This window comes from Subsaxibacter sp. CAU 1640 (genome assembly GCF_023156585.1).
Lineage (GTDB): Bacteria > Bacteroidota > Bacteroidia > Flavobacteriales > Flavobacteriaceae > JBPOFM01.
In genome coordinates this window covers 1,021,830-1,043,876 of record NZ_JALNMI010000001.1, presented here as the reverse complement: position 1 = coordinate 1,043,876, position 22,047 = coordinate 1,021,830, and the positions used below count along the sequence as shown (strand labels likewise).

Genomic DNA, 22,047 nt, shown 5'->3' with positions numbered 1-22,047 from the left:
AATCTCGGGAATTTTTAGTTTTCTGCAAATTCTGGTGTTCCCTGAACCTGATTCCAAACTTTAATTTTATCAGATTTTGATACACCTTTTTTAATTTCAACAAAAATTCCATCACTTATACCCAACTCTACATCTCGTCTTTCAAATTGTTGATCACCTGTTTCTACTTCTACGTATGGTTTTTTTGTTTTTTCATCATACTGTACAAGCGCTTCTTTAATTGCCAAAACTTTTTCGGCTTTATCAAGAATAATTGAAGCATTTGCGCTCAATCCTGCTCTAATAAAAGTGGAGTCGATGGATTTTAAACTTCCTTTTATCGGAAATTGAATGGCTCCATTTTCAGCAACACCTTTTGGTGCAATATAATCCAAAACTGCATCAAATTTGGTATCTTCAATCGCTCCAATAGTAATTTCTAAAGGTAGCCCTTCCTTGATTTTACCTATTTCACTTTCATCTACTTTACCTTCAAAGATCATTTTTTTGACATCAGCTAACGAAGCAATAGAAGTTCCTTCATTAAAATTATTTGCTTCAATGACTTGATTTCCCTCTTTTACAGGAACGTCCAAAACCATACCTGAAACTGTGGCACGAATCTGTGTTTGGGCAATGTTACCCATGCCGCTCGTAGTTCCTGTTTTTATGATATCATAGTTTTGACGTGCCGAATTGACATTGATTTGTGCCTGTTCTACACTCTGTTTTGTTTGCAAATAGGTATTTTTAATGCCTTCAAATTCATTAGCAGAAATCACACCTTTTTCGAAAAGTGCCTTCTGGCGATCATATGTAGCTTGTTGAGTTTCAAGATTAATTTTAGCCGTTTGTAAGGCCGTTTGGTTGGTTGCAATATTATTTTTCGCACTGGTCAATGAAGACACATTCGGGATAACTCTAATTTTTGCAATAAGATCACCAGAATTGACGTATTCACCAGCTTCAATATAAATTTCTTCAATAACTCCAGAAATATTTGGCTTAATTAATACTTCCTCTTTAGGAACAATGCTACCTGTTGCTACAGTTTTTACTACAATGGTCTGCTCTGTTGGCGTTTCGGTTGTGTACTTTATTGGATCTTCAGAATTCTTTTTCCAAAGATACACGAGAGCAGTCACGAAGACTGCAACGATGACAACAAGTAAAATAACGGTTTTGGTTCTTTTCATTTTATATAGGTTTATTCTATTCTTAATGCATCGACCGGTTTCATTTTTGTGGCACTATTGGCGGGAATCATGCCTGCCAAAACGCCAGAAACTATCAAAATGATTAACGCGGTAAATACCACTTGCATACTTACACTTGGGTTTGCAAAATTTTCTACAGGACCGCTTTGATCTAACAAATAATTCAATAGCCAAATAATTCCAGCGGCAAACGAAATACCAACCATTCCAGATAGAATGGTCAAAATCAAGCTTTCCTGAAGGATTTGTGATTTTATAGTCCATGGTGAAGCTCCAAGGGCACGTCTTACTCCTATTTCTTTGGTGCGTTCCTTTACCACAATCAACATAATGTTACTGATGCCGATGATTCCAGACATCAAGACCAACGCCCCTACAAAATAACCTACAACAGTTAATATTGAAAACAAACCGTTGACCCTTGCGAATTGTTCAGACAAGTCAAAATGTCCAATGGCTCTATCATCCTTGGGATGGATTTTATGTCGTGCTTTCATCAAGTCAAAAACCTGTTGCTTTACGGTAGTAATTGGCACATCGTCATTTGCGGTAATTGCCATCCACCCTACACTTTCGCCTCTATTAAATGCCTGGCCAAATGTTGTAAACGGAATATAAATGGTATTCGCTTCTTGCTCATTGTTACCTTGACTATTGCTGTTTTTAAACGTGCCAACCACCATAAAATTGACGCCATTGATTTTCACATAAGATCCTAAAACCTCTTCACCATTATCATAAAGACTTTTTATTACATCTGTTCCAATAACGCAAATTTTGCGTTTAGTTTCTATATCAGAATAGCTCAAAAAGCGTCCTTGTAAAATGTCCAAGGGTTGTTGGTTGATGTATTCTGGATAGTCGCCATAAATTTCGAAAGCTCCTGTTTTCGTGCCTCTCATAACATTGTTATTCCCTTGAAAACCACCCAGCTGGTTACGAGGTGATACATATTTTAAGTGCGGAACCGCTTCTTTGATTGCAGCAACGTCATCTATTTTATAATTGAAATAACGTCCTTTAGGCAAACCTTTATAAGGCATGGATGTTCCTTGAGTCCACATGAACATAGAATTTGTGGCAAAGTCACCAAAATCGGACATGACTCCGTTTTTCAAACCATTGGTTAAAGCCAATAGCAAAACAAGAATTGTAATGCCCCAAAAAACGCCAAACGCTGTTAAAAACGTGCGAAATTTATTTGCATTCAATGCCTCCAATATTTCGTTCCAGCGGTCTCTATTGAACATATTACTCGTCTCTTAATGCGATGATGGGTTTAATTTTGGCGGCTCTATAAGCAGGAATAAAACCAGCCAATGCGCCTGCAAACACCAACAAAAACACTGTAGTAAGTGCTATATTGAAATTCACTTGAGGATATTTTATGAAATCGCTTTCGATTTGAGGGCCAACTAGTTCTAGCAATCCTAAACCAAAAATAAGCCCAAACAACCCTGCAAACATCGTAACGAAGACTGCTTCTTGAAGAATCATTCCAACTATAGACATGGGCAAAGCTCCTAAGGCTTTTCTAATACCTATTTCTTTGGTTCGTTCCTTTACAATGATCAGCATGATGTTGCCAACACCAACAATTCCGGCGATGATGGTACCAATGCCCACAAACCAAAAGACAGCTTTAATTTTATCAATTAAAGAATAAATCTTTTTAGCTTCTTCAAGGGTGTTCGTCACTCGAACTGCTCCAGTGTCATCAGGTGCTACGGTATGCCTTTGTTTTACATCACTTTCAATGCTTTTAGCGAGACTATTTGACAATGCGACTGCATCATCGAAGTTATCGGACATTTTGACGGTCCACCACATGCTTCTTAAATTGTCTTGACCATTAAAGGCCAGCTGGCATGTGTTTACTGGCATATACAATCTGGTCTCATCTCTCTCACCTCCAGGATCGGTGAAAACACCTATGACCGTAATATTGATTCCGAAGATGGAAATCTGCTTGCCTATAGGATCTTCTTCTTTGAACAAATCCATCTTCATTCGATTTCCAATGACGCCCACTTTCCGAATTTCTTGAATATCTGCATTGTTTATGAAGCGTCCATTGATGATTTCAGCATTCTCTATAGTTTGATAGTCTGGATAAACACCTTGAATTCTGTAATTCCCAGATTGATTTTTATAAGTTACTTGCGCTCCCCAAAGATGATAAGAAGGGGATTTTTTTTCGGTATAATCAGCATATTGATTAGAAATATCGGTGAAGTCATCATTTTTTAATTGAATAAATCTGCCAGGGTTTAAACCTTTATATTCTTTTGTGGTAACTCCAGTCCAGACACTGATATAATTGGTTGCATCTCTTTGGAATTGAGATGTCACTCCATTTTCAATGCCAGTTCCAAAACCTAAAAGTATCACCAAGATAAAGATTCCGGAAGCCACGGAAAGTCCAGTTAAAAACGTTCGAAGTTTGTTTTTACGTAAAGTTTCAAATATTTCTTGCCAGCGCTCAATGTCAAACATATTTTGAAGCTCTAACCTGTTCTACTTTATTGTCGTCGATGATAACTCCATCCTTTAGGTTGACGATTCGCTTGGTCATTTGGGCAATGTCATGCTCATGTGTTACCACTAAAATTGTTTTTCCTTCGTCATTGATGCCTTGAATCAATTCCATGACTTCATAGGATGTAGATGTATCTAAAGCACCTGTTGGTTCATCCGCCAAAAGTACTTTAGGATCGCTAGCCAATGCTCTTGCAATTGCCACACGTTGTTTTTGACCACCAGACATTTCACTTGGCAAATGATGCGACCAAGGAGATAAGCCTACCTTGTTCAAATAATGTTCCGCTCTTTCCAAGCGTTCTTTACGCTTCATCCCTTGATAATACAAAGGCAATGCAACATTATCTAATGCTGATTTATAATTTATCAGATTAAATGACTGAAATATAAACCCAAGAAATTTGTTTCTGTAGTTTGCGGCTATTTTCTCGTTGAGATTCTTAATAGGAAAATTGTCTAAAGTATAACTTCCAGAATCGGCTTCATCCAGCATACCAAGAATATTCAAAAGCGTCGATTTCCCAGAACCAGATGAACCCATAATTGAAACAAGTTCTCCTTCTTTCACCTCAAAATCAATTCCTTTTAACACATGAAGCGAGTTATTGCCCATGTGATAAGACTTGTGTAAATCTTTAATTTGTATCATGAATTGATGGTTAGAGCTACAATATTACATAAATCAAAATCGGAATTATATTAACGAACTGTTAACTCTTGTAGCTAAAATGTTATAATATAGACTGCTGAAACGAGGAATTGTTACAGCAAATGAAAGGAAACTATACCTTTTTTGTCCTGAAGTATTTCCAATAGATCAAAAAACCTAAACCTCCTACCAAAATATAAGGAAAGGACATCAAATAAATTATTCCATTATTTACACCTTCTGCTGTAGATTTGCCTTCCTCACTTTCCAACACCGCTCGACACATTGCGCACTGTGCTTTGGCTTCAATAAACATCATTAGCCAGAATAGGAATATTAATATTTTAGATTTGTATTTAAGCATAATAAGGTGAAATCATCAAATACACCACAACACCTGTAATGGCAACATATAACCACAATGGGAAGGTAATTCGTGCTATTTTTTTGTGACGTTCAAAGTTGTTTGTAATTGCTCTCACATAAGTAATCAACACAAATGGAATGATGACAATGGACAATAAAATATGAGTAATCAGTACAAAGTAATATACATATCTGATAATTCCTTCACCTCCATAAGGAGTAGAGTCGCTTGTCATATGGTATGCGACATACATTACCAAAAAAACCACTGAACATCCTATTGCTGTTGTCATTAAGTTTTCATGAAGAACTATTTTCTTGTTTTTTATAGCCCAAAATGCAACTATCAGAATAACAGCTGTTAATCCATTAATGGTTGCGTAAATAGGTGGTAAAAAAGTAAGTGGTTCTACATCAAATCCCATCTTCCTCAAATTGACACCAAATAATGCTGCAACAGCCAAAGGAATTGCCACAGACAATATGACGATCCATTTATTATATTTACGTTCAGTTTGTAAATCTGATTTATTCATTATTCTTTCAATAGTTTAGCAATGTCTTCTTTCAAAATGGAAATCTCTTGAGATTGACCGTCTTCGTCCATTTGCTCTCTTTCCGAGATAATTCCGTTATAATAAATCATAGGATTTCCAGACACGTCCTTTCTTGATCGGATGAATCCGTTTTTATCAATCAGTGCAAAATTGCCAGAATGTTCAAAACCACCTTCTACCTCACCATCTTCAGCCGTATAAAGATTGAATCCTTCGTTTGCCAATTTATAAATTTGCTCTTGGTCTCCTGTCATCAAGTGCCAATTGGGATTTGTCATTCCATATTGTTCGGCATAAGCTTTCAAAACTTCAGGAGTATCATGTGCTGGATTGATTGTAAACGATGCTACACCAAAATTTTGTATTCCTTTGAATGAATCTTGTATTTGCACCAAATTGGAACTCATTCTCGGGCAAATGGTCGGGCAAGTTGTAAAAAAGAACTCTACAATATAAACCTTACCTTCATAGTCCTTGTTCGTAATTGTCTGACCATTTTGGTTTGTAAAACTAAACGTAGGTACCTTTTTTGCTTCACCGTTGATTTGGATGAATGCTAAATCTTTATTTGGTTCAGATGTGGTATCATCATTGATATTCAATCTATCATTTTCAACAACAGATTGATTAGACATTCGATCTACGATTTTGGGCACAAAAATAATTCCGAATACCAAGATGATAAACGCTATGCCTATGTAAGAATAATTAGTTTTCTTGTTCTCCATGTGTACTTTTTAAATCTTCGGCTCGCCTTGCAGTGGAGTCAAATTTCCCTTTTCGTTTTTGCCTATATTCAGTGAACAAAATTCGCATGTCTTCACTCATTTTGTTTTTGATTTCTGCAACTTCGATACAATTGTATGAAATCAACGGATAAACTGGTTTATTCTTTGCCAACTCATTATCAGAACGGTCATCTAAACGACCACGCTGATTTAATTCTTTGTCAACAATGAAGATTTGTTGTGTAGCCAATGACTCATCAAGTTTCGTGGTACTTTGAAGACTGTTATACAATGATATTATATCATCTTCTTCTGCAAAAAGAAAATGCCAATAATCCAATTCATCATAAGAAATGATTTCCTTTTTCAATAATTCTGTTTGTTCTTCTGAACCAAACGGAGCCACCATTACAACTTGAAATTTTTTGAAACCTTTAAATTTATCGTATATCAGTTCTTTTATATTCGAAGCGGAAATTACCTGTTCCATTGGTTCTTTACCCAGAAAACCAAGTACTGTAATATGCTCCTCTAAAAGTATTTTTTCACCTGTAGAAGACTGGAAATTATTAAGATCAATGATATTGCTTTTAACAATATCCAAAGCATTATAATGATGTTGGGCCGGGTATAAAAATAATAGAAAAATGACCGGAAGGAAGAACAGAATTCCTAGAATAATATTGTGTTTGCCCTTCCTTTTTTCCATAGTGCAAAAATAAAAAAGACGGTTTAAATAACCGCCTTTTAAAATGTTTTTAACTTACAATGATTTTAGAAATCGCGCTTCACAAAACCATTTTTGTAAACGGATTCTATATATCCTCCTTCTTGCAAAAGAATAAAGACAAGATAACAGATCAAAAACACCGCTGTCCAAACCACAACACGTCTCAAGGCTGGAGTTTCATCCCTCATGTGCATGAAATCCCATGTGATATAGTAGGCTTTAACTATTGTAAGAATAATGAAAATCCAGTTTAGAAGTTTCATCCCAATGAAGTGTGTTTTCAACGCTTCTGGCTTATAAATACCAAGTGCTACCTCGACAGCTGTAATGATACTCAACAAAATTAATACACCCCAAATTTTCTGTGTATTACTTTTAAATTTTACAGTTCCTCTTAATATTGATAGTTTATGTGCGTGTGCCATTTTAATACTTTAATTTTCTAATTAAACCAAATAGAAGAAGGTAAATACAAATACCCAAACCAAATCTACAAAGTGCCAGTATAACCCTACTTTCTCCACCATTTCGTAACTGCCTCTTCTTTCATACGTTCCTAAAATTACATTGAAGAAGATAATGATATTGATAACAACTCCCGAGAATACGTGAAATCCGTGGAATCCTGTAATGAAAAAGAAGAAGTCAGCAAATAGTGGTGAACCGTATTCATTGGAATGCAAGTTTGCTCCTTCCACCACTTTCTTTCCATTGGTTTTTAATTGTTTCAAAGCTTCTTCTCGAGGCAAAATGGTCTTATGTCCATGTTCGTCAAGCAATTGTGTGCGAATTGATAAATTAGGATTTGCTTCAAAACCGGCAATAACTTCATCCATAGTGTAGGTAGGTAAGCTGCCTTCACTTACAAACCACAATCCATTTTTACGTTCTTGCTGCACTCTTTCATGAGTTCCTGCAGTCACAAAATCAGCCAACTTTACTCGATGGCCTTCTGCATCTACAAATTGCAAAATGTTTCCTCCTTTAGTCTGTACAGCTCCATGATCTCCTTTAATAAAAGTCGCCCACTCCCAGGCTTGTGAGCCCACAAAAATTGCACCTCCAATAATCGTCAAGAACATATAAAGAGTGACTTTCGCCTTATTCATATGATGACCTGCATCTACAGCCAATACCATCGTTACAGAGGACATAATAAGGATAAATGTCATAAATGCTACATAAATCATCGGATGTTCTTGCCCATGTAAGAACGGAACGTGTGTAAACACCTCATCGGCAATAGGCCAAGATTCTATAAATTTGAATCTTGAAAATCCGTAGGCTGCTAAAAAGCCAGAAAATGTCAATGCGTCGGAAACGATAAAGAACCACATCATCATTTTACCATAGCTTGCCTTAAGAGGTTGGTTCCCTCCGCCCCAAACTTTTTCTCTCGCATCAGTATTTACAACTGTAGTATCCATATTTAGCGATTAGTGTTAAGAAAGTATTAAAAGTTGCACAAAAATAATCAATTTATTTATCTCACGAAATATAAAAACAAAAAGAGATAAATCCACAGCACATCAATAAAATGCCAAAATGTTGCTGCAAGTTCAAAACCAAGCATATTGGTTGCGTTATACTTCTGTTTAAAATGATTATAAATTACTACCAAAAGACAGATCATACCAGCAATGACGTGTAAAATATGTACCATCGCTATCAAATATATGTACGACATTGTCACATTACTTGTTGGCCCTGTAAAATTATAGCCCAAATCGATGATTTCCTGAAAACCCAAAAATTGATTGTAAATAAATGCTATTCCCAAAATCAAAGTCGCCATCAACCAAATAGTTGTCATTTGCCTGTTATTTGATTTTAAGGCTCTTTTAGCCAAAACAAACGTTATACTACTAATGACAATAAATACTGTACTAATGATAAATGCGTTTGGCAATTGAAAGTCTTTCAACCAATCTTCACGACTGCTGCTTACAATAAACGCACTAGTCCATCCCATAAAAGACATTATCAAAGAGACAATGCCAAACCAGAGCATCATTTTTTTTGCCCTGCTATTTTTCTCTTCTATCGTTCCTTCCGTTAAATCCATAATCTGATAAATTTATCTGCAACATAAACTATTTGCAATAAAGTAATGTACAACACGCTTGCCAACATCAACTGTTTAGCAGCTTTTGCAGTTCTGGTTTTGAACAATCGAATAGCATAATACAACATCACGATTCCAAGCGACAAAACGATAAGAGCACCAACAACTGAAAGCTTTAAATCTCCAGTAAATCCAAAGATTGGTATCAATGAAACTAAAGTTGTCCAAATAGTATAAAGAATGATTTGCACTGCTGTTCCTTTATCACGCTTACCTGTAGGAAGCATAAAAAAACCGCCTTTTTGGTAATCTTCGAACAGAAACCAACCAATGGCCCAAAAATGAGGAAACTGCCAAAAAAACTGAATAGCGAATAACGTGCCTGGCTCGATGCCAAAATCATTTCGTGCGGCAACCCAACCCAGCATAAAAGGAATGGCACCTGGAATGGCACCAGCAAAAACAGCCAAAGGCGTTTTGGTCTTTAAAGGCGTATAAACACAAGTGTATAAAAAAATGGAAATCGCTCCATACATTGCCGTTCTCGGGTTGATGACGTACAGTGTGGCAATTCCTAGTAACGTAAAAGCCACAGCGATGGCGAAGGCAGCATTGACAGACATTCTTCCAGATGGAATAGGTCTGTTTTTGGTTCTATCCATCAACGCATCCAAATCTTTTTCAATAATTTGATTGTATGCATTTGAAGCTCCTACCATAAAATAACCTCCAAAACACAAAAGAAGAAGCGCTCCAAAATCAACGGTCTCTGCTCCCAAAAGATAGCCAGCGATTGCGGAGAATACAACACTCAACGAGAGTCCCATTTTCGTAATCTCCTTAAAATCAGAAACTATAGATGATGTTTTGATAGTAGAATCTGTTGTGCTCAAAAGGCTTTGATTTTACGCTTTACAATGCGAGTGCAAAGATACTTTGAAAATTGCTTTTGAACAATGCTAAAGATGATTAATTATCTATGTACCAATTGAACAAATCGGTTCTCACTCCAAGCGTAAACCAAACCGTATTGCTTTTGAAAGCTGTAGGTGTTTCGGCTTCTGGGTTGAAGTTCCTAAAGCTAACATTTGTAAAAAGTTTTAAGTGACTAACAGGGTTAACAACATAACCTCCTTGAAGCTCTGCATAAAATGTTTTGGTTTTATTACCTTGACCAATTTTAACACCAGTATCAAACGGTCGATTGTTGTAATTTTCATAGATGTCACCACCATAACTGAAAGAATCTTCAGCCGTATTGAAATCAAGACCGCGTGTACCAAAAATGAATTTGGCATCGGCAAACCAACGTCTATAATCATATCTACCTATTAAAATGAGCTCCCTGAAATTTGCACCCCAAAGATGTGCCATCGGCTGATTATTGTGACCATAATTAAGAACAACCGTGTTGTGAGAATACGTATATGGTCGTACTTGATTGTATTCAACCTGAAGCATCAAATTATCAATTTTGAAGGCATCGAAATATTTAACTCCTAGTTGATAACCATATTTATTTTTCCAGCTTTTATTTCCTCCTTTTATGGCATCCAGAGAAAATTCATCCAAAATAAACTGCCCATAAAGATTGATTTTATTGTTCCATTTATATTTGGCTGACGCACCCAAAATAGCGTTTCCTGCATCCTGACCAGTTTCAAACTCAATAGCTCTGTAGAAAATGATAGGATTCAAATAATTCAAATCAAAACCTCTATCGTTGTTGTTAGTCCACATTACAGATTCAAACAATCCTATATTCAAACGTTTGGATACATTCCAACTCAAGTAATGATTAGCGATATATTTGGTTTTGAATGCGCCATCTTCCGTTACTTCTGCTCTTACATCCCTTAAAGAGGTCCAAGTGTTGGTATATTTTATCTTCCAGAATTTGGTGTTGAGCTTAATGAAAGGATACGGGCTGGCAACATCACTTTGCAGTAAGGAACGATAACCATCACCTATGAAGTTCTTGCCGTGGCCAAATTGAATATTCACAAATTTTGCAGGTGCGTAGGACAAGTATCCTTCAGCTACAGGATAATCGAAACCATTGCTTTTAAATGCTTTGGCAACACCTCTACCTGGTACAATTGCGGGATCGCTCTCTGTTCTTAAACTGTAAGCATAGGCATTATAATATTGAGCAAAACGACCTTGACTTTCATAAACGGAAGTCGAGAAATTGAATTTTTTACCAAGACCTCCTTGAACATAAATTCCACGAGTGTTGTTATAGGTAGAACTGAAATCGGCTTCGGTATCCTTTCCTACCTGCAAATCGAAAATGGGGTCGATGGTAAACCAGAAATCCTTGCCTTGCACTTGCACCAAATGTTCATTCCAAAGTTTTCTAGACCACCACTCATCGGTTCCTTTGATTAAGGCCTTTTTTTCGGCTTCAAAATCATAGTAGGGAGCTACCTCATCATATACAAAAGGTTTTGCAGCCGTATGACTGTTGGTTCCCAAACCATTCATATTGCCATCGAATCGCGCATAGTAATGATGCGTAAACGGAATATTTAATTGACTTGAATATTCAAAGCCTTCGTATTTAACTATACTTTTATTGATGCTATCATATTCAGCGGAAACAGTTTCATTCAAGTCAAACTCCTGTTTTTGCAGTTTTTCTGCTTGCATCTCCGCTTCATTCTTGATAATTTCAGGATTGACCAAGGGAATTTTAATACCTATGGAATACTGAACATACGTTGGCTTTCCGTTATATATGGCTGGTTCAACCTTCGGGAGTTCACCAAAAACTTTTCTGGTTTCTTCTTTCAATTCATCATAGACTGCATCAACATAAATGACGGCAATTTTGCCTTCCTTATCAACTTCAAAAAGTACTTTGACATCGCCTTTATAATTATCATCGGAGACGATTTGAGGCACTTCAAAATTCTCAAAAATGAATTGATTTAGTTTATTGTTGAAGCAGGCCTTTAGATTTTCAAAATCTTCAGATTCACATTCAGGAAAAACTGGTGGTTTTTCATAAACTGATATGTTTTGGGAAAACACATTTATTTGAAGACACAAAAAAAAGAATAGGAAGAATTTCTTCATATGACGTTGCAACCTTTTTAGCTGGCGAAAGATACTATTTTTTTCACAACAGAGACTAAAAAAACCGTTATCATAGCCTGATAACGGTTTAGTAGTTTTACTGTATTTAAAAGTTTAATGTACCTGAAATACAATTGGTAAATTGTAGATAACAGAAACTGGTGTGTTACGTTGCATTCCTGGGGTCATCACAGGAATTTTATTCACCACGCGCTCTGCCTCTTTTTCCAATTGAGAGTATGGCGATCTTGTTTTGATATCGGTCACGTTTCCTTTATCGTCAATCTTGAATTGCACATAAATTCTTTGAACTCCAGACAATCCTAATTCAGTGGCCAAATCTGTGTTGAACTTTTTTTGAATAAGTTGGGCCAACTTTTCGGACATACACGCCATACGTTCTGCATTATTTTTAGCCGATTCACATCCAGGGAAAACTGGCACTCGCTCTACATCTTTCATATTGAATGGCGTTGCAGGTAATGGTTCTTCAGTTTTTGATGGAGTAGGATCATTAACTACAGGAACAGGGTCGGGAACAAATGTGTCTGGCACCTCAATTTTTTTTATAGGATCTTTGATTACAAAATCATTATCCTTTATAATTGGTGTCTTTGTAATTAATACAGCCAATGGTTTTTGTTGTTGAACTTCTTGAGGCACAGGTTCTGATTTTACCTCAATATTCGGAAGATAAAACTCTACCTCATCATCAACCAGCTTCTCGGTACCATAATTGAAAATCGTCTTCTTAAACTTCATTTCAAAAAGCCCATAAGTTGCCAGCAAACATAATATCAATCCTATTTGAAAATAGAGTGATGAATTGCTCTTTACATTTGCATCATGTTTTTTGTCAGATTCCCTAACTTTATCCTCAATTGATGCATTGTTCTTTGTTTTGTTTAGATCTTTCATAATAATTGACATTTTAAGCGTTAATGCAATGAAAGAATCTCAATATTCGTACCAAAAACAAAAAATCCCATCTAAAATTTCAGATGGGATATATTTTATAATAAACTATATGAGTTAGTCTTGTACTTGGAATAAGATAGGTAAGGAATAAGGCACCGTTACAGCTTTACCTCTTTGTTTACCAGGTTGCATTTTAGGTAGCAAACCAATAACACGCTTGGCCTCTTTCTCCAATCCTGGATGTGGCGCTCTTGCCATTACATTGATAATGTCTCCGCTTTTGTCAATCTTAAACATCACACTGATACGCTGCTTTCCAGAAAGACCAAGTTCACTAGCCAAATCAACATTGAATTTTTTGTTCACAAAATCACTGATTTTATCAGACATACACTGTCTTTTTGCATCATTTGATTTTTCCTTTTCACATCCTGGAAAAACAGGTACATTCTCAATTACAGAAAATGGAACCTCAATATCTTCTTCAACTTCTACAACCTTTACTTGTTCTACCTTCACAATTTTTTCCTCTTGACTAGTTTCAGTAGACTTGATAACCGTTTCCTCAACTTCTTTCTCATCTTCAACAACCTCAATCACTTCAGGAATTGCTGGTGGTGGAGGTGGTGGAGGTGGAGGCGTTAACAATTGTTCAGTAATTGGAATTTCCTCTTCCATCTCATCTTCCATTTGTACTTTTCCTAAATCAAGATCTGCCTTATCATAGGTTTTGTAATTGATTGCAAGATTGGTAAGCAACAACATCAATGCCAGACCAACAGCAAAATAGATTGAGCTATTTCGGCTGACGTCAGCTTTTGGATTTTTTTTCGGTTCCATTTCTCGTGTGGTTTTAAGGAATGCTAAAATAACCAATAATTAGTTAAAAAAGCAAATGATTAATTTATTTTAACTTTATCTGCCTGTAAGAAATTACAAGCAATATCGCAAATACAACACCGAGGCTATTGGCAAAGACATCCGCAATATCTTCGGTTCTATATGTTGTAAATGTTCCCTGTAATACCTCAACAATTATGCCATATATAAAGGCAATCATCGCTGATAACAAAATTTTCAATCTTATGGAAGTCTTTTCAAAATAATGATACCAGACGAGCACAAATAATGTGTAAGCACCAAAGTGATAAATCTTATCGTCAAACGAAGAACCAAGCTTGGGAATCTTCTGTAAACTTTTAAGACTTAAGTATGTTATGAAAAATGTATAGCAAACTGCAATTAAAAGTGCTACCCTTTTATGCACCTACTAATTCTTTATAGGCTTCTGAAGAAAGCAACTTATCTGCTTGAGATAAATCTGAACATTTAAGTTTAATCATCCAACCATCACCATAAGGATCAGAATTTACTTTTTCGGGTTCGTCTTCCAAAGATGAATTGAACTCTATGATTTCACCAGAAAGCGGTAAAAATAAATCCGAAACAGTCTTAACCGCTTCTACCGTACCGAATACTTCTTCTGCCTCCATAGTCTCGTCTACTGTTTCCACTTCAACATAGACGATATCGCCCAATTCGCTTTGAGCAAAATCTGTAATACCGATGGTCGCAATGTCTCCTTCAATAAGAACCCACTCGTGGTCTTTAGTGTATTTTAAGTTGGATGGTATATTCATTTTCTTTTTTGTTTTTTGATGATGGAACAAATGTACTTTTTAAATACTTTTAATTCAAAATTAATTTCCAAAATTATATCTCAAAGTAATGCCAGATCTGATTGTAGTTTGCGGGAATGCAGTTGAAATAGCATACTCTGAAAACGTATAATCAAAGTAGAAAATACCTGTTAGGTTTTTACTGAAAGCATAATCTGCTTTATACTTGATTCCCCAAATAGTTTGACCAGAAGTAATCTGATTATTATCTAAATCTAAATATCTGATAATGGTTTTATTATCCCTCAATGAAACATCTGCAGACATATTTAAATCGCTTTTGATGATTTGTCCAGGTCCTGCCAGTTTTGATCGGATTCTCACATCTTTAAATCTGTAACCCAGACCAATAATATATTCCTTTCCTTGAATTTCTGTCAAAAGGTTATTATCAAAACTTAAAGAAAGTATTCTATCCTTTTTCACTTCCGCAAGAATCTTTACAGAATTTTTCATTTCAAAATCCAATCTTACCAAAGGACTAAATTGTTCTTCTAGATTGATATTACTGTAAAGATTTTGGCTTTTGAAATTTCCAGCTTGGTCAAGAGCTCGATCATCTTGGCTCTCATAATTTAAAGTTGGATCTGCTGCAAAGTAATCCAGATTAGTTTGAAACTGATTGATGGTATAGCTAGATCTGTACCCATGTGTTACTGAAAAACGCTTGAAGTTTTTCTTGAACCATGCCATTTTCATAAATCCGGTGTATTTCAATTGCCAATTAGGAATTGGAATATCTCTAAACGCACCCAATCCAATTTTATCGGGTTTAGAACCTTCGTAGGCCGACAAAAATGACGGTAACAAAACTCTTTGACTTGTCTTGCCAAATCCGAGAGGATAGCCTTCAGCATCTCTTTGATAATTGCTATTACCATAAAATTCTCTTGCCAATCTATTGGCAACTATCAATCTGTTATCTCTAAAATCTTCGAAAGCAGCTGATTGTGTTTCATCGCTTTTACTAAAGGCTGTTTTAATTAAGGCTGTTGTAATGTTGAAATTACCGAAAGTATTTGTTAATTGATGGTCGAATCCATCACTAATGCCATCATTATTCGCATCTAATCCAGTAAAGTTCTCCGTTAAATTTCTAGAGTATGTTCTACCTGCATTTAAATCGATTTTTAAATCTTTGATTGGCTCCAAATTGGCTGAAATTTCAAGAATTCTTGTTGTGTTCTCTAAATACTGTTCGTTAAAATCGGGATAGACCGTCAACCAACCGTTCCTCGCCACTAAATCCCTGATATCACTTTGACTACCAAAAGTATAACCAAACGTTGGTTTTAATGTTCCAATAAACCCTGGTGTGCGCAGATATCCAGGTAAGAATGTTCCGTTATTTTCAGTGTAGTTGATCTGAATACGTTTTACCATTGTAAGGATATCTACAGCTGTATTGAATGCTTTTGTACCCACCGAAGTAGAGGACTTTCTGGCCTGTGAATTAGCACCCGTTCCATTTTCCGCTCCATTTCGAGAGTTACCAGCTAACCTTCCCGAATTACCACTATCATCCGTCTTACTATCAGACTTACCACCTTTTTTGCCTTCATCTTTGCCACCATCTAATTTTTCATCTTGACCAGCGGTAGGGACAGCAGTTCTTCTTGTAGGAGCTGCTGAACGTGTATTTCTTGCCACTTTTTTGGTTAAACCAATATATTTATATAGAGTCTCCATGTTTAATGAAGAATTGATATTATGAGTATTAGAGTTTTGAATGGAATTACCTAAATTGTAAACATTGGTTTCATTAGTTTCAGGGTCAACTATAGACAAGTTATTATTTAAATCGGAACCTTTTTGCCATTGAAAATCTCCTGTATAGGTATAAGTAGCTCTTAAAAAGTTAAACGTCGGAATTTTGTAAATAGGAATTTCATAATTCAACTGTAATTGCTGATTCTGAATATTAGGATCTCCAAAGTCAAAGAATCCATCCCAAACGTCCAGAGTTGGATCTTGTCTTCCATTAAGCTGATCATTGATAAAATAATTTCTAACGATATTACTGTTCGAGGCAGTAAAACTCAAACTCAAAGCATTTGTTAAGTTATAATTGATTGCATATTGGAAATCAAATCTATAGTTTCTTCTGTAAAGTTCTTCTAAACCGATGTTATCACCGGCAAGATCTACTTCACGAAATTTCTGTTTATTGAACTGTCTCAAAATGTCAGTATTTACAGAGAAACTTGTCGGAATCGGATTGAAATTGAAGTCTTTAAGTATCTTCAAATATCTACTTCTAAAGATAGAATCATTTTTCTTGAAAGGTTCTATAGACATCGGTTTGAAACTGTAATTATAGTTAACCCCAGCTCGAACCTTTTGATCCAGTGAGTTTTCGATTTCAAAATCCCTGTGCTGTACTTTATTATAAGAATAGTTAAATGTTAAGTTCTCAACATCATAAAAACGTGGCGTAGCCTCACCTGTCCTTGTTTTTCTCACACCGATAAAGTTGATACTTTGGCGTTTTGTATAATTCTCATTTACTTTTAAGATGGAGTCTCTATTATTGGTGTTGTCCAATTGTGTCTCCAACTTGATATCTCTATAAAACTCATCATATTCTGGGGTAATGACTTCTTCGCCTTGACCATAATTAAATGGAATTTGAAGTCCCCATTTTTTAGGCAACAACTGACCAAGATTTACATTGGTCACTACATCATACTGTTTTACATCTTCACGACTGCGCTCATTAGGCTTTTGGTCGATGGAACCAAACCCTATAGTACTTCTTCTTCCCGTAGCACTAACGTTTGCAAAATCAGCAAAGTTGGTATCCATACTCATCACAGCTGCCCAACCACCTTCGTTTTCCAGGTCAGCCAATCGCAATTCATTAAACCAAACTTCTCCACAAACATTATTGCCACTGTTATTTCTAACACCAACCATTAGAACTCTAATGTCTCCGAAGTTTGGATTTCCTTTAATGGCGACACGTGTTTGCCCAATCATAAAAGGATCAGAAGCGCCAACTTCTACTGCACTTCCAGTCGTTACGTCATAAACGTGCGGATCTATGTCTGCGAGTGTTCCATTATTGATCCCAATGGATTTAATCTGTTGTAGAATACTCAGTTCTATATCTATCTCATTTTCTTCTGGCCAAACAACCGATGGCGACAAACTTCCAGATGAAACCGAAAGAGGAACTGCAATTTCATAGAAGTTTTGGGTAAAATCGTTACCCATACGAATGAATCCAACCATTTCGCCGTCTTGCAAAACACCATTATCCAAAGGTTCTGCGTGCATAAACATTCGCAACTTGTTGTATTGACGCATATCTACACTGATATTCTTAAATACACCTCGTGAATCGGTAGGCTCTAAATCGCACACCTCAACTACCAAAGATTGCTCATTCTGTCTTACAATATTATTGTTATTGTTCAATTGCTCCAATTCCACACCTGGAGGCAACACGTAATTACCATCATTTTCTTGAAGGCCAATGACACCAACACTAAATTCAGCGTTTGCACTGTTATTTGTTGGATCGTTATCTAAATCGAGTGTGTAACGTCTCCAATCGCTTCTCACCAAATCCAATGTTGCAAAACGAAGAACGGTGGGTTGCGTAAATTCTTTTAAATACATTCTTGCAAAACGGATAGAACGAATGTCTGAAATTCCACCGATAGCTCTTGTTGGTTCCGAAATTGGAATTCTAAACTGATACCACGTCACTTCTTCCGTTTGACCATTCGGCAGCACAACATTTCTTGTTTTGATATCATTGATCAAAGGGTTGTTTTCATTCAAAGTAGCTTGCCTGATATCAATTTCATACTCGTAATAACTATCAATAGTATTCATTGTGTTATCTCTATTGATATCCTCCACATCAGGTTGTGTTGTTGAACCTCTATTGGTTTCGGTAAATACATCAGGGGAATTACCTTCTAAACCATTATATTTTTTGTAACGCTGAAAAATATTCCCGTCGGTATTCAAAAAATAAGTATAGTTGTCATTTGAAGGGTCAGGACCAAAATTTGCTCCATTTGGTATTTGGTTAGCTTCTTCAGCGTCGTCATAACCATCGTAACCAACATCTTGATTGGTACGTTGGTCTCCAGAAGTTGAAAACGCATAAATTAATGATTGATTTCGAGGCACCACACTTCCCCAAGAAGTAGTTGGCAATAATGGAAGAATGTTACCATCTTCTGGCAAGCCATTTTCATATAATTTCTTCCCGTCTTTTAATACATCTTCAGAAATGTTACCCAAATTGAAAACCAGCTTTCCTCCTATAGTTTCATTGGCTGTTGAACCGGGCAGAAACGGATCCTGAACCCAAAAATCGATATATTCAACGTTTGCTTGTTCAAAATCGGTAGATGTGATTTGTCTTGAAATACCCGCCCAACTATTTTCAGGATCAGTAATTGTTCCGCTTGCAGTTGCTGGATCATAATTATAAGGTCCACGCTCGTTAGGATAGTAAGATAAATCGAGTGTGTTAATCACAGTGCTTTGTCCTTGCACAACATCTATTTCAGGAAAGATCTCATCAATGAATACACGTCTTGTGTACAGATTTGAAATATCATCATCAGTAATGCCTCCTGGTCGTTGGTTACTATAAAAAATTGGATCCACAGTATACCAGTTCAACATTGCTCTGTTATAACCGTTTTGAATGCCATTATCATCTTCAGTAGCGCCTCCAATATTGAGCTCTCGCGGTCTACTTGAAAGAAACCAAGCTTGTGGAGACAATAAATCTATAGCACCTTGAGTTCCTTCGAAATCATCAACGTAAGCGGTAGCTTCGCCTTCAAAATCAGTCCCTTTTGGAGCACCGGGTGCCAAGTAGGCAAACTCACCTCTAACCGATAAATTGGATGGAACATCTGTATCAATGTTCGGAAGTTTATTGACCAATCGTGTTAAAAATGGCACTTCTGTTGAATAATTTCCATTGATGCCAAAAATGGTATTGTTGATGGATTCAGAATTATAATTTGCCTTCTGGGTAATTGGTCGTTCATTCAAATTCAAGATAGTTGCACCTAACACAAAATTTTCATTGAATTGATGCTCCACATTGACACCTGTAAAACGACGTGTTTGTTGTCCGAAAACAGCATTATTTTCAACAGATACATTAATAGGTGTATTGGATGCTTTTAAGGCTTCATCCAAAATTTGTACACGACCTAATTGATAGTTTACCGTATAATCGATACCTTCCACGAGGACTCGACCTCCAGCCGTTACAACCACCGAACCTCTTGGAACGTTGAAAGCACCAATGGGAATTCCGTCTCCTCCTGAAGATTTGTAGCGACCTTTAATTTGAAATTTATTCTTTTCACTTTGCTCCAATGCTGCCGTTTTGGTGGTCTTATACAGCGCATCATAAACGTACTTTTGTTGATTCGGATTGAAGATTCCAGCCTCATAATCACTTTCGTTATTTCCCGGAATACCGTCATCATCTAATACATCAAAAAGATATCGTCCGAAAGGCTCAACTTTTGTGAAAATAATTTTCCCATTTTGAACAAGTACTGTTTGTCCTGGTACAAAATCGAAGAAACCATCACCATTGAGTTGAGGGTCATTATTGTAATTCAACCTATCTAAATGAAATAATCGAATTAATGGCGTATCAACTATTTCGCCATCATCAGTGTTATCAAAAGGTGTGTTATTATTGAACGGTGGAAAAGGGCTTCCATCAACAGGCTTGATATAATTTAAAGGAGAAGCCTCCGTGTAAAAGATGTTAAGTTTGAAGTCTTCTTGACTTAATTGAAAAGCACCAGTATCATAAATGTTTTTCATCATCAAATCCCAAACAGGCTGATTGACATTTGTGATAGGGCTTTTAAGCATTTTTACGATAAGATTTTGTGAAGAGCCATCTGCATTCACAAAAGCATCATCTATCCCGTCGGCATTAGAATCTGTTCCTCCTGTTTGATCAACATCGGTTGCATCATTTATGCCATCACCATCTGTATCGGTACCATTATCTGGCACACCGTCGCCATCGATGTCAACGTCAGCAATATTAGGAATACCATCACCATCTGTATCTGGATTATCAGCCGTTGAATTGACACCGCCATTGGCAAATTCACCAACTTGATATACTTGACCACCAACTGTATATTGAAAAGCCACACCTAATACCTCGTCGTTTTGAAGTCTTTGATTTAATGAGATATAACCGAGTTGTGTATGAAGAACGTAATCAGAACCTTGAATCAATTTTTTTGCATTTTCAAGTTTCCCGAAATCAAATCCCTCATTAGCTTGAGGAATAATTCCTTGTTCTACCGTAGTGATATCTCTTACTGCTTGTGTCAATTGAGAGTTTGCACCACCTATGATGGTCGGGTCAAATCCATTATTTCCATTTTTAGGCAAATTCGTTGCTCCAGGTAAAATGAAGTTGCCTGGAGGGTTTGCCAATCCAATAACATTACGCTCACCCAAATCTTGAAATGCGGCGATGTTGCGTATATTTTGTGTTTGATTGGTTCTGTTGGTTACCCAAACTTCTATCCGAGTAATCTGAACGTTGGTTTGCAAATAAGGATATTGCAACATCGCTCGGTCATAGGTTTCCCTAAAATATTGCGCCAAGAAGAAGTGTCTGTTTTCATCATAATCCCTTCCGAAAAACTCAAATTCTTCAAGCGTACCACCTCCTTGAGCTACAACTGAACGTGATTGGGATTTTTGTTCTGAAAACACAGCGGTCACTCTAGTTTTTCCGAATTGCAATTCCGTTTTGACACCAAATAAACTTTGTGCACCAGTAATCAATGAGCTGTTCAAAGGCATACTGACGTTACCAACTTCAATTTTTCTTACAATATCATCTTCCGTTGGGGTATATTCTAATTTAATTAGGTTTTGGAAGTCAAATGTTGATTCGGTATCATAATTGGCGGTGACTTGCAAACGCGTTCCTACCTTACCAAGTAAGCTCATACTGATGCGTTGGTCAAAATCAAACGTAAAATTGCTTTGATTACGAGGCGAGAACGCTGGGTTTTCCTGCTTGGTGTACAATACGCCCAAATCCATTTCCACAGAACCTTGAGGTATTACCTCAATTGTGTTTCCTCCAAAAATGGTTTCAAAAAATCCAGAATTCACATAAAATTCTGGCAATAAGTTCTTTTGCTGTTCTTCAGTTCCCTCCTTTTTACCTTCTGCAGCGTCAACTTTCTGTTTGTAATAGTTACGTTGCTGCTCCAAAAGCACCAAACGCTGATACTCTGCAGGCGTGAGGATTATCGGATAATTAATATTGAAATTTCCAACAGTTTCAGTGTAAATATACCTGTCAGAAATAGGATCATACTTATATTTTGATACTATACTCGCTGGATTAGGCATTGTCATATTGCCTAGAGAATAACCAGTTCTTGTTGAGTCTTGGTCGGTAGGTTCTTGAGAAAAAGCCACACTACAAACAAACATAAATGCTGTGAGTAGTAAGTAGAATGTAGATTTTGGATAAGTATAGTTAGTTGTACTCAAA

General features: G+C 36.5%; 18 protein-coding genes. All 18 read right to left on the bottom strand.

From position 1 onward, the window contains the following. Window positions 1-14: 14 nt before the first annotated feature. The 18 genes from M0G43_RS04440 to sprA all read right to left on the bottom strand — a co-directional run bounded on the left by M0G43_RS04440 (window position 15) and on the right by sprA (window position 22,046). Entirely contained in the window at window positions 15-1,175 is a 1,161-nt protein-coding gene (locus M0G43_RS04440; protein WP_248023759.1) for an efflux RND transporter periplasmic adaptor subunit, read from the bottom strand. Window positions 1,176-1,186: 11 nt separating this feature from the next. Continuing rightward, a complete protein-coding gene (locus tag M0G43_RS04435) occupies window positions 1,187-2,446 on the bottom strand; it encodes an ABC transporter permease (protein WP_248023758.1) in 1,260 nt (419 codons plus the stop codon). A 1-nt stretch (window position 2,447) separates the two neighbouring features. Beyond that, window positions 2,448-3,692, bottom strand: a complete 1,245-nt coding sequence (locus tag M0G43_RS04430; protein ID WP_248023757.1) for an ABC transporter permease — start codon at window positions 3,690-3,692, stop codon at window positions 2,448-2,450. Beyond that, on the bottom strand, window positions 3,685-4,386 hold the full coding sequence (locus tag M0G43_RS04425) for an ABC transporter ATP-binding protein (RefSeq protein ID WP_248023756.1): 702 nt from the start codon (window positions 4,384-4,386) through the stop codon (window positions 3,685-3,687). Before M0G43_RS04425 ends, M0G43_RS04430 begins: the two co-directional genes overlap by 8 nt. Window positions 4,387-4,519: 133 nt before the next feature. Continuing rightward, window positions 4,520-4,705: a hypothetical protein gene (locus M0G43_RS04420; RefSeq protein WP_248023755.1), complete on the bottom strand. Its 186-nt coding sequence runs from the start codon at window positions 4,703-4,705 to the stop codon at window positions 4,520-4,522. 37 nt (window positions 4,706-4,742) lie between these two features. Beyond that, window positions 4,743-5,288, bottom strand: coding sequence for a DUF420 domain-containing protein (locus tag M0G43_RS04415; RefSeq protein WP_248023754.1), 546 nt, complete (start codon window positions 5,286-5,288; stop codon window positions 4,743-4,745). Continuing rightward, on the bottom strand, window positions 5,288-6,037 hold the full coding sequence (locus tag M0G43_RS04410) for an SCO family protein (protein ID WP_248023752.1): 750 nt from the start codon (window positions 6,035-6,037) through the stop codon (window positions 5,288-5,290). Before M0G43_RS04410 ends, M0G43_RS04415 begins: the two co-directional genes overlap by 1 nt. Next, window positions 6,018-6,746 carry a hypothetical protein gene (locus M0G43_RS04405; RefSeq protein ID WP_248023751.1) on the bottom strand — a complete coding sequence of 243 codons (729 nt, stop codon included), beginning with the start codon at window positions 6,744-6,746 and terminating at the stop codon, window positions 6,018-6,020. The genes M0G43_RS04410 and M0G43_RS04405 overlap by 20 nt, the downstream gene beginning before the upstream one ends. A 65-nt stretch (window positions 6,747-6,811) precedes the next feature. Then, window positions 6,812-7,192, bottom strand: coding sequence for a cytochrome C oxidase subunit IV family protein (locus M0G43_RS04400; RefSeq protein WP_248023750.1), 381 nt, complete (start codon window positions 7,190-7,192; stop codon window positions 6,812-6,814). A 21-nt stretch (window positions 7,193-7,213) separates the two neighbouring features. Continuing rightward, entirely contained in the window at window positions 7,214-8,194 is a 981-nt protein-coding gene (locus M0G43_RS04395; protein ID WP_248023749.1) for a cytochrome c oxidase subunit 3, read from the bottom strand. Window positions 8,195-8,250: 56 nt separating this feature from the next. Further along, the gene (locus M0G43_RS04390) at window positions 8,251-8,832 is read right to left on the bottom strand and encodes a heme-copper oxidase subunit III (RefSeq protein WP_248023748.1); all 582 of its coding nucleotides are present in this window, start codon (window positions 8,830-8,832) and stop codon (window positions 8,251-8,253) included. Further along, window positions 8,823-9,725: a heme o synthase gene (gene cyoE / locus M0G43_RS04385; protein ID WP_262917134.1), complete on the bottom strand. Its 903-nt coding sequence runs from the start codon at window positions 9,723-9,725 to the stop codon at window positions 8,823-8,825. Before cyoE ends, M0G43_RS04390 begins: the two co-directional genes overlap by 10 nt. Window positions 9,726-9,801: 76 nt before the next feature. After that, complete coding sequence (locus M0G43_RS04380; protein WP_248023747.1) at window positions 9,802-11,913, bottom strand: energy transducer TonB; 2,112 nt, start codon at window positions 11,911-11,913, stop codon at window positions 9,802-9,804. A gap of 114 nt (window positions 11,914-12,027) precedes the next feature. Then, the gene (locus M0G43_RS04375; protein WP_248023746.1) at window positions 12,028-12,831 is read right to left on the bottom strand and encodes an energy transducer TonB; all 804 of its coding nucleotides are present in this window, start codon (window positions 12,829-12,831) and stop codon (window positions 12,028-12,030) included. Between the two features lie 114 nt (window positions 12,832-12,945). After that, window positions 12,946-13,671: an energy transducer TonB gene (locus M0G43_RS04370; RefSeq protein ID WP_248023744.1), complete on the bottom strand. Its 726-nt coding sequence runs from the start codon at window positions 13,669-13,671 to the stop codon at window positions 12,946-12,948. A 64-nt stretch (window positions 13,672-13,735) separates the two neighbouring features. Continuing rightward, window positions 13,736-14,098 (bottom strand): VanZ family protein, encoded by a 363-nt coding sequence (locus M0G43_RS04365; protein WP_248023743.1) that lies wholly within the window; start codon window positions 14,096-14,098, stop codon window positions 13,736-13,738. Continuing rightward, window positions 14,091-14,471, bottom strand: a complete 381-nt coding sequence (gcvH, locus tag M0G43_RS04360; protein WP_248023741.1) for a glycine cleavage system protein GcvH — start codon at window positions 14,469-14,471, stop codon at window positions 14,091-14,093. The genes M0G43_RS04365 and gcvH overlap by 8 nt, the downstream gene beginning before the upstream one ends. Window positions 14,472-14,531: 60 nt before the next feature. Then, on the bottom strand, window positions 14,532-22,046 hold the full coding sequence (gene sprA, locus M0G43_RS04355) for a cell surface protein SprA (RefSeq protein WP_248023740.1): 7,515 nt from the start codon (window positions 22,044-22,046) through the stop codon (window positions 14,532-14,534). Window position 22,047 lies beyond the last annotated feature (1 nt).

What these genes read in the sequence shown, in the direction of transcription:
- M0G43_RS04440 (WP_248023759.1), bottom strand. Translation starts at nt 1,175, where the DNA reads ATGAAAAGAACCAAAACCGTTATTTTACTTGTTGTCATCGTTGCAGTC.
- M0G43_RS04435 (WP_248023758.1), bottom strand. Translation starts at nt 2,446, where the DNA reads ATGTTCAATAGAGACCGCTGGAACGAAATATTGGAGGCATTGAATGCA.
- M0G43_RS04430 (WP_248023757.1), bottom strand. Translation starts at nt 3,692, where the DNA reads ATGTTTGACATTGAGCGCTGGCAAGAAATATTTGAAACTTTACGTAAA.
- M0G43_RS04425 (WP_248023756.1), bottom strand. Translation starts at nt 4,386, where the DNA reads ATGATACAAATTAAAGATTTACACAAGTCTTATCACATGGGCAATAAC.
- M0G43_RS04420 (WP_248023755.1), bottom strand. Translation starts at nt 4,705, where the DNA reads ATGATGTTTATTGAAGCCAAAGCACAGTGCGCAATGTGTCGAGCGGTG.
- M0G43_RS04415 (WP_248023754.1), bottom strand. Translation starts at nt 5,288, where the DNA reads ATGAATAAATCAGATTTACAAACTGAACGTAAATATAATAAATGGATC.
- M0G43_RS04410 (WP_248023752.1), bottom strand. Translation starts at nt 6,037, where the DNA reads ATGGAGAACAAGAAAACTAATTATTCTTACATAGGCATAGCGTTTATC.
- M0G43_RS04405 (WP_248023751.1), bottom strand. Translation starts at nt 6,746, where the DNA reads ATGGAAAAAAGGAAGGGCAAACACAATATTATTCTAGGAATTCTGTTC.
- M0G43_RS04400 (WP_248023750.1), bottom strand. Translation starts at nt 7,192, where the DNA reads ATGGCACACGCACATAAACTATCAATATTAAGAGGAACTGTAAAATTT.
- M0G43_RS04395 (WP_248023749.1), bottom strand. Translation starts at nt 8,194, where the DNA reads ATGGATACTACAGTTGTAAATACTGATGCGAGAGAAAAAGTTTGGGGC.
- M0G43_RS04390 (WP_248023748.1), bottom strand. Translation starts at nt 8,832, where the DNA reads ATGGATTTAACGGAAGGAACGATAGAAGAGAAAAATAGCAGGGCAAAA.
- M0G43_RS04380 (WP_248023747.1), bottom strand. Translation starts at nt 11,913, where the DNA reads ATGAAGAAATTCTTCCTATTCTTTTTTTTGTGTCTTCAAATAAATGTG.
- M0G43_RS04375 (WP_248023746.1), bottom strand. Translation starts at nt 12,831, where the DNA reads ATGAAAGATCTAAACAAAACAAAGAACAATGCATCAATTGAGGATAAA.
- M0G43_RS04370 (WP_248023744.1), bottom strand. Translation starts at nt 13,671, where the DNA reads ATGGAACCGAAAAAAAATCCAAAAGCTGACGTCAGCCGAAATAGCTCA.
- gcvH (WP_248023741.1), bottom strand. Translation starts at nt 14,471, where the DNA reads ATGAATATACCATCCAACTTAAAATACACTAAAGACCACGAGTGGGTT.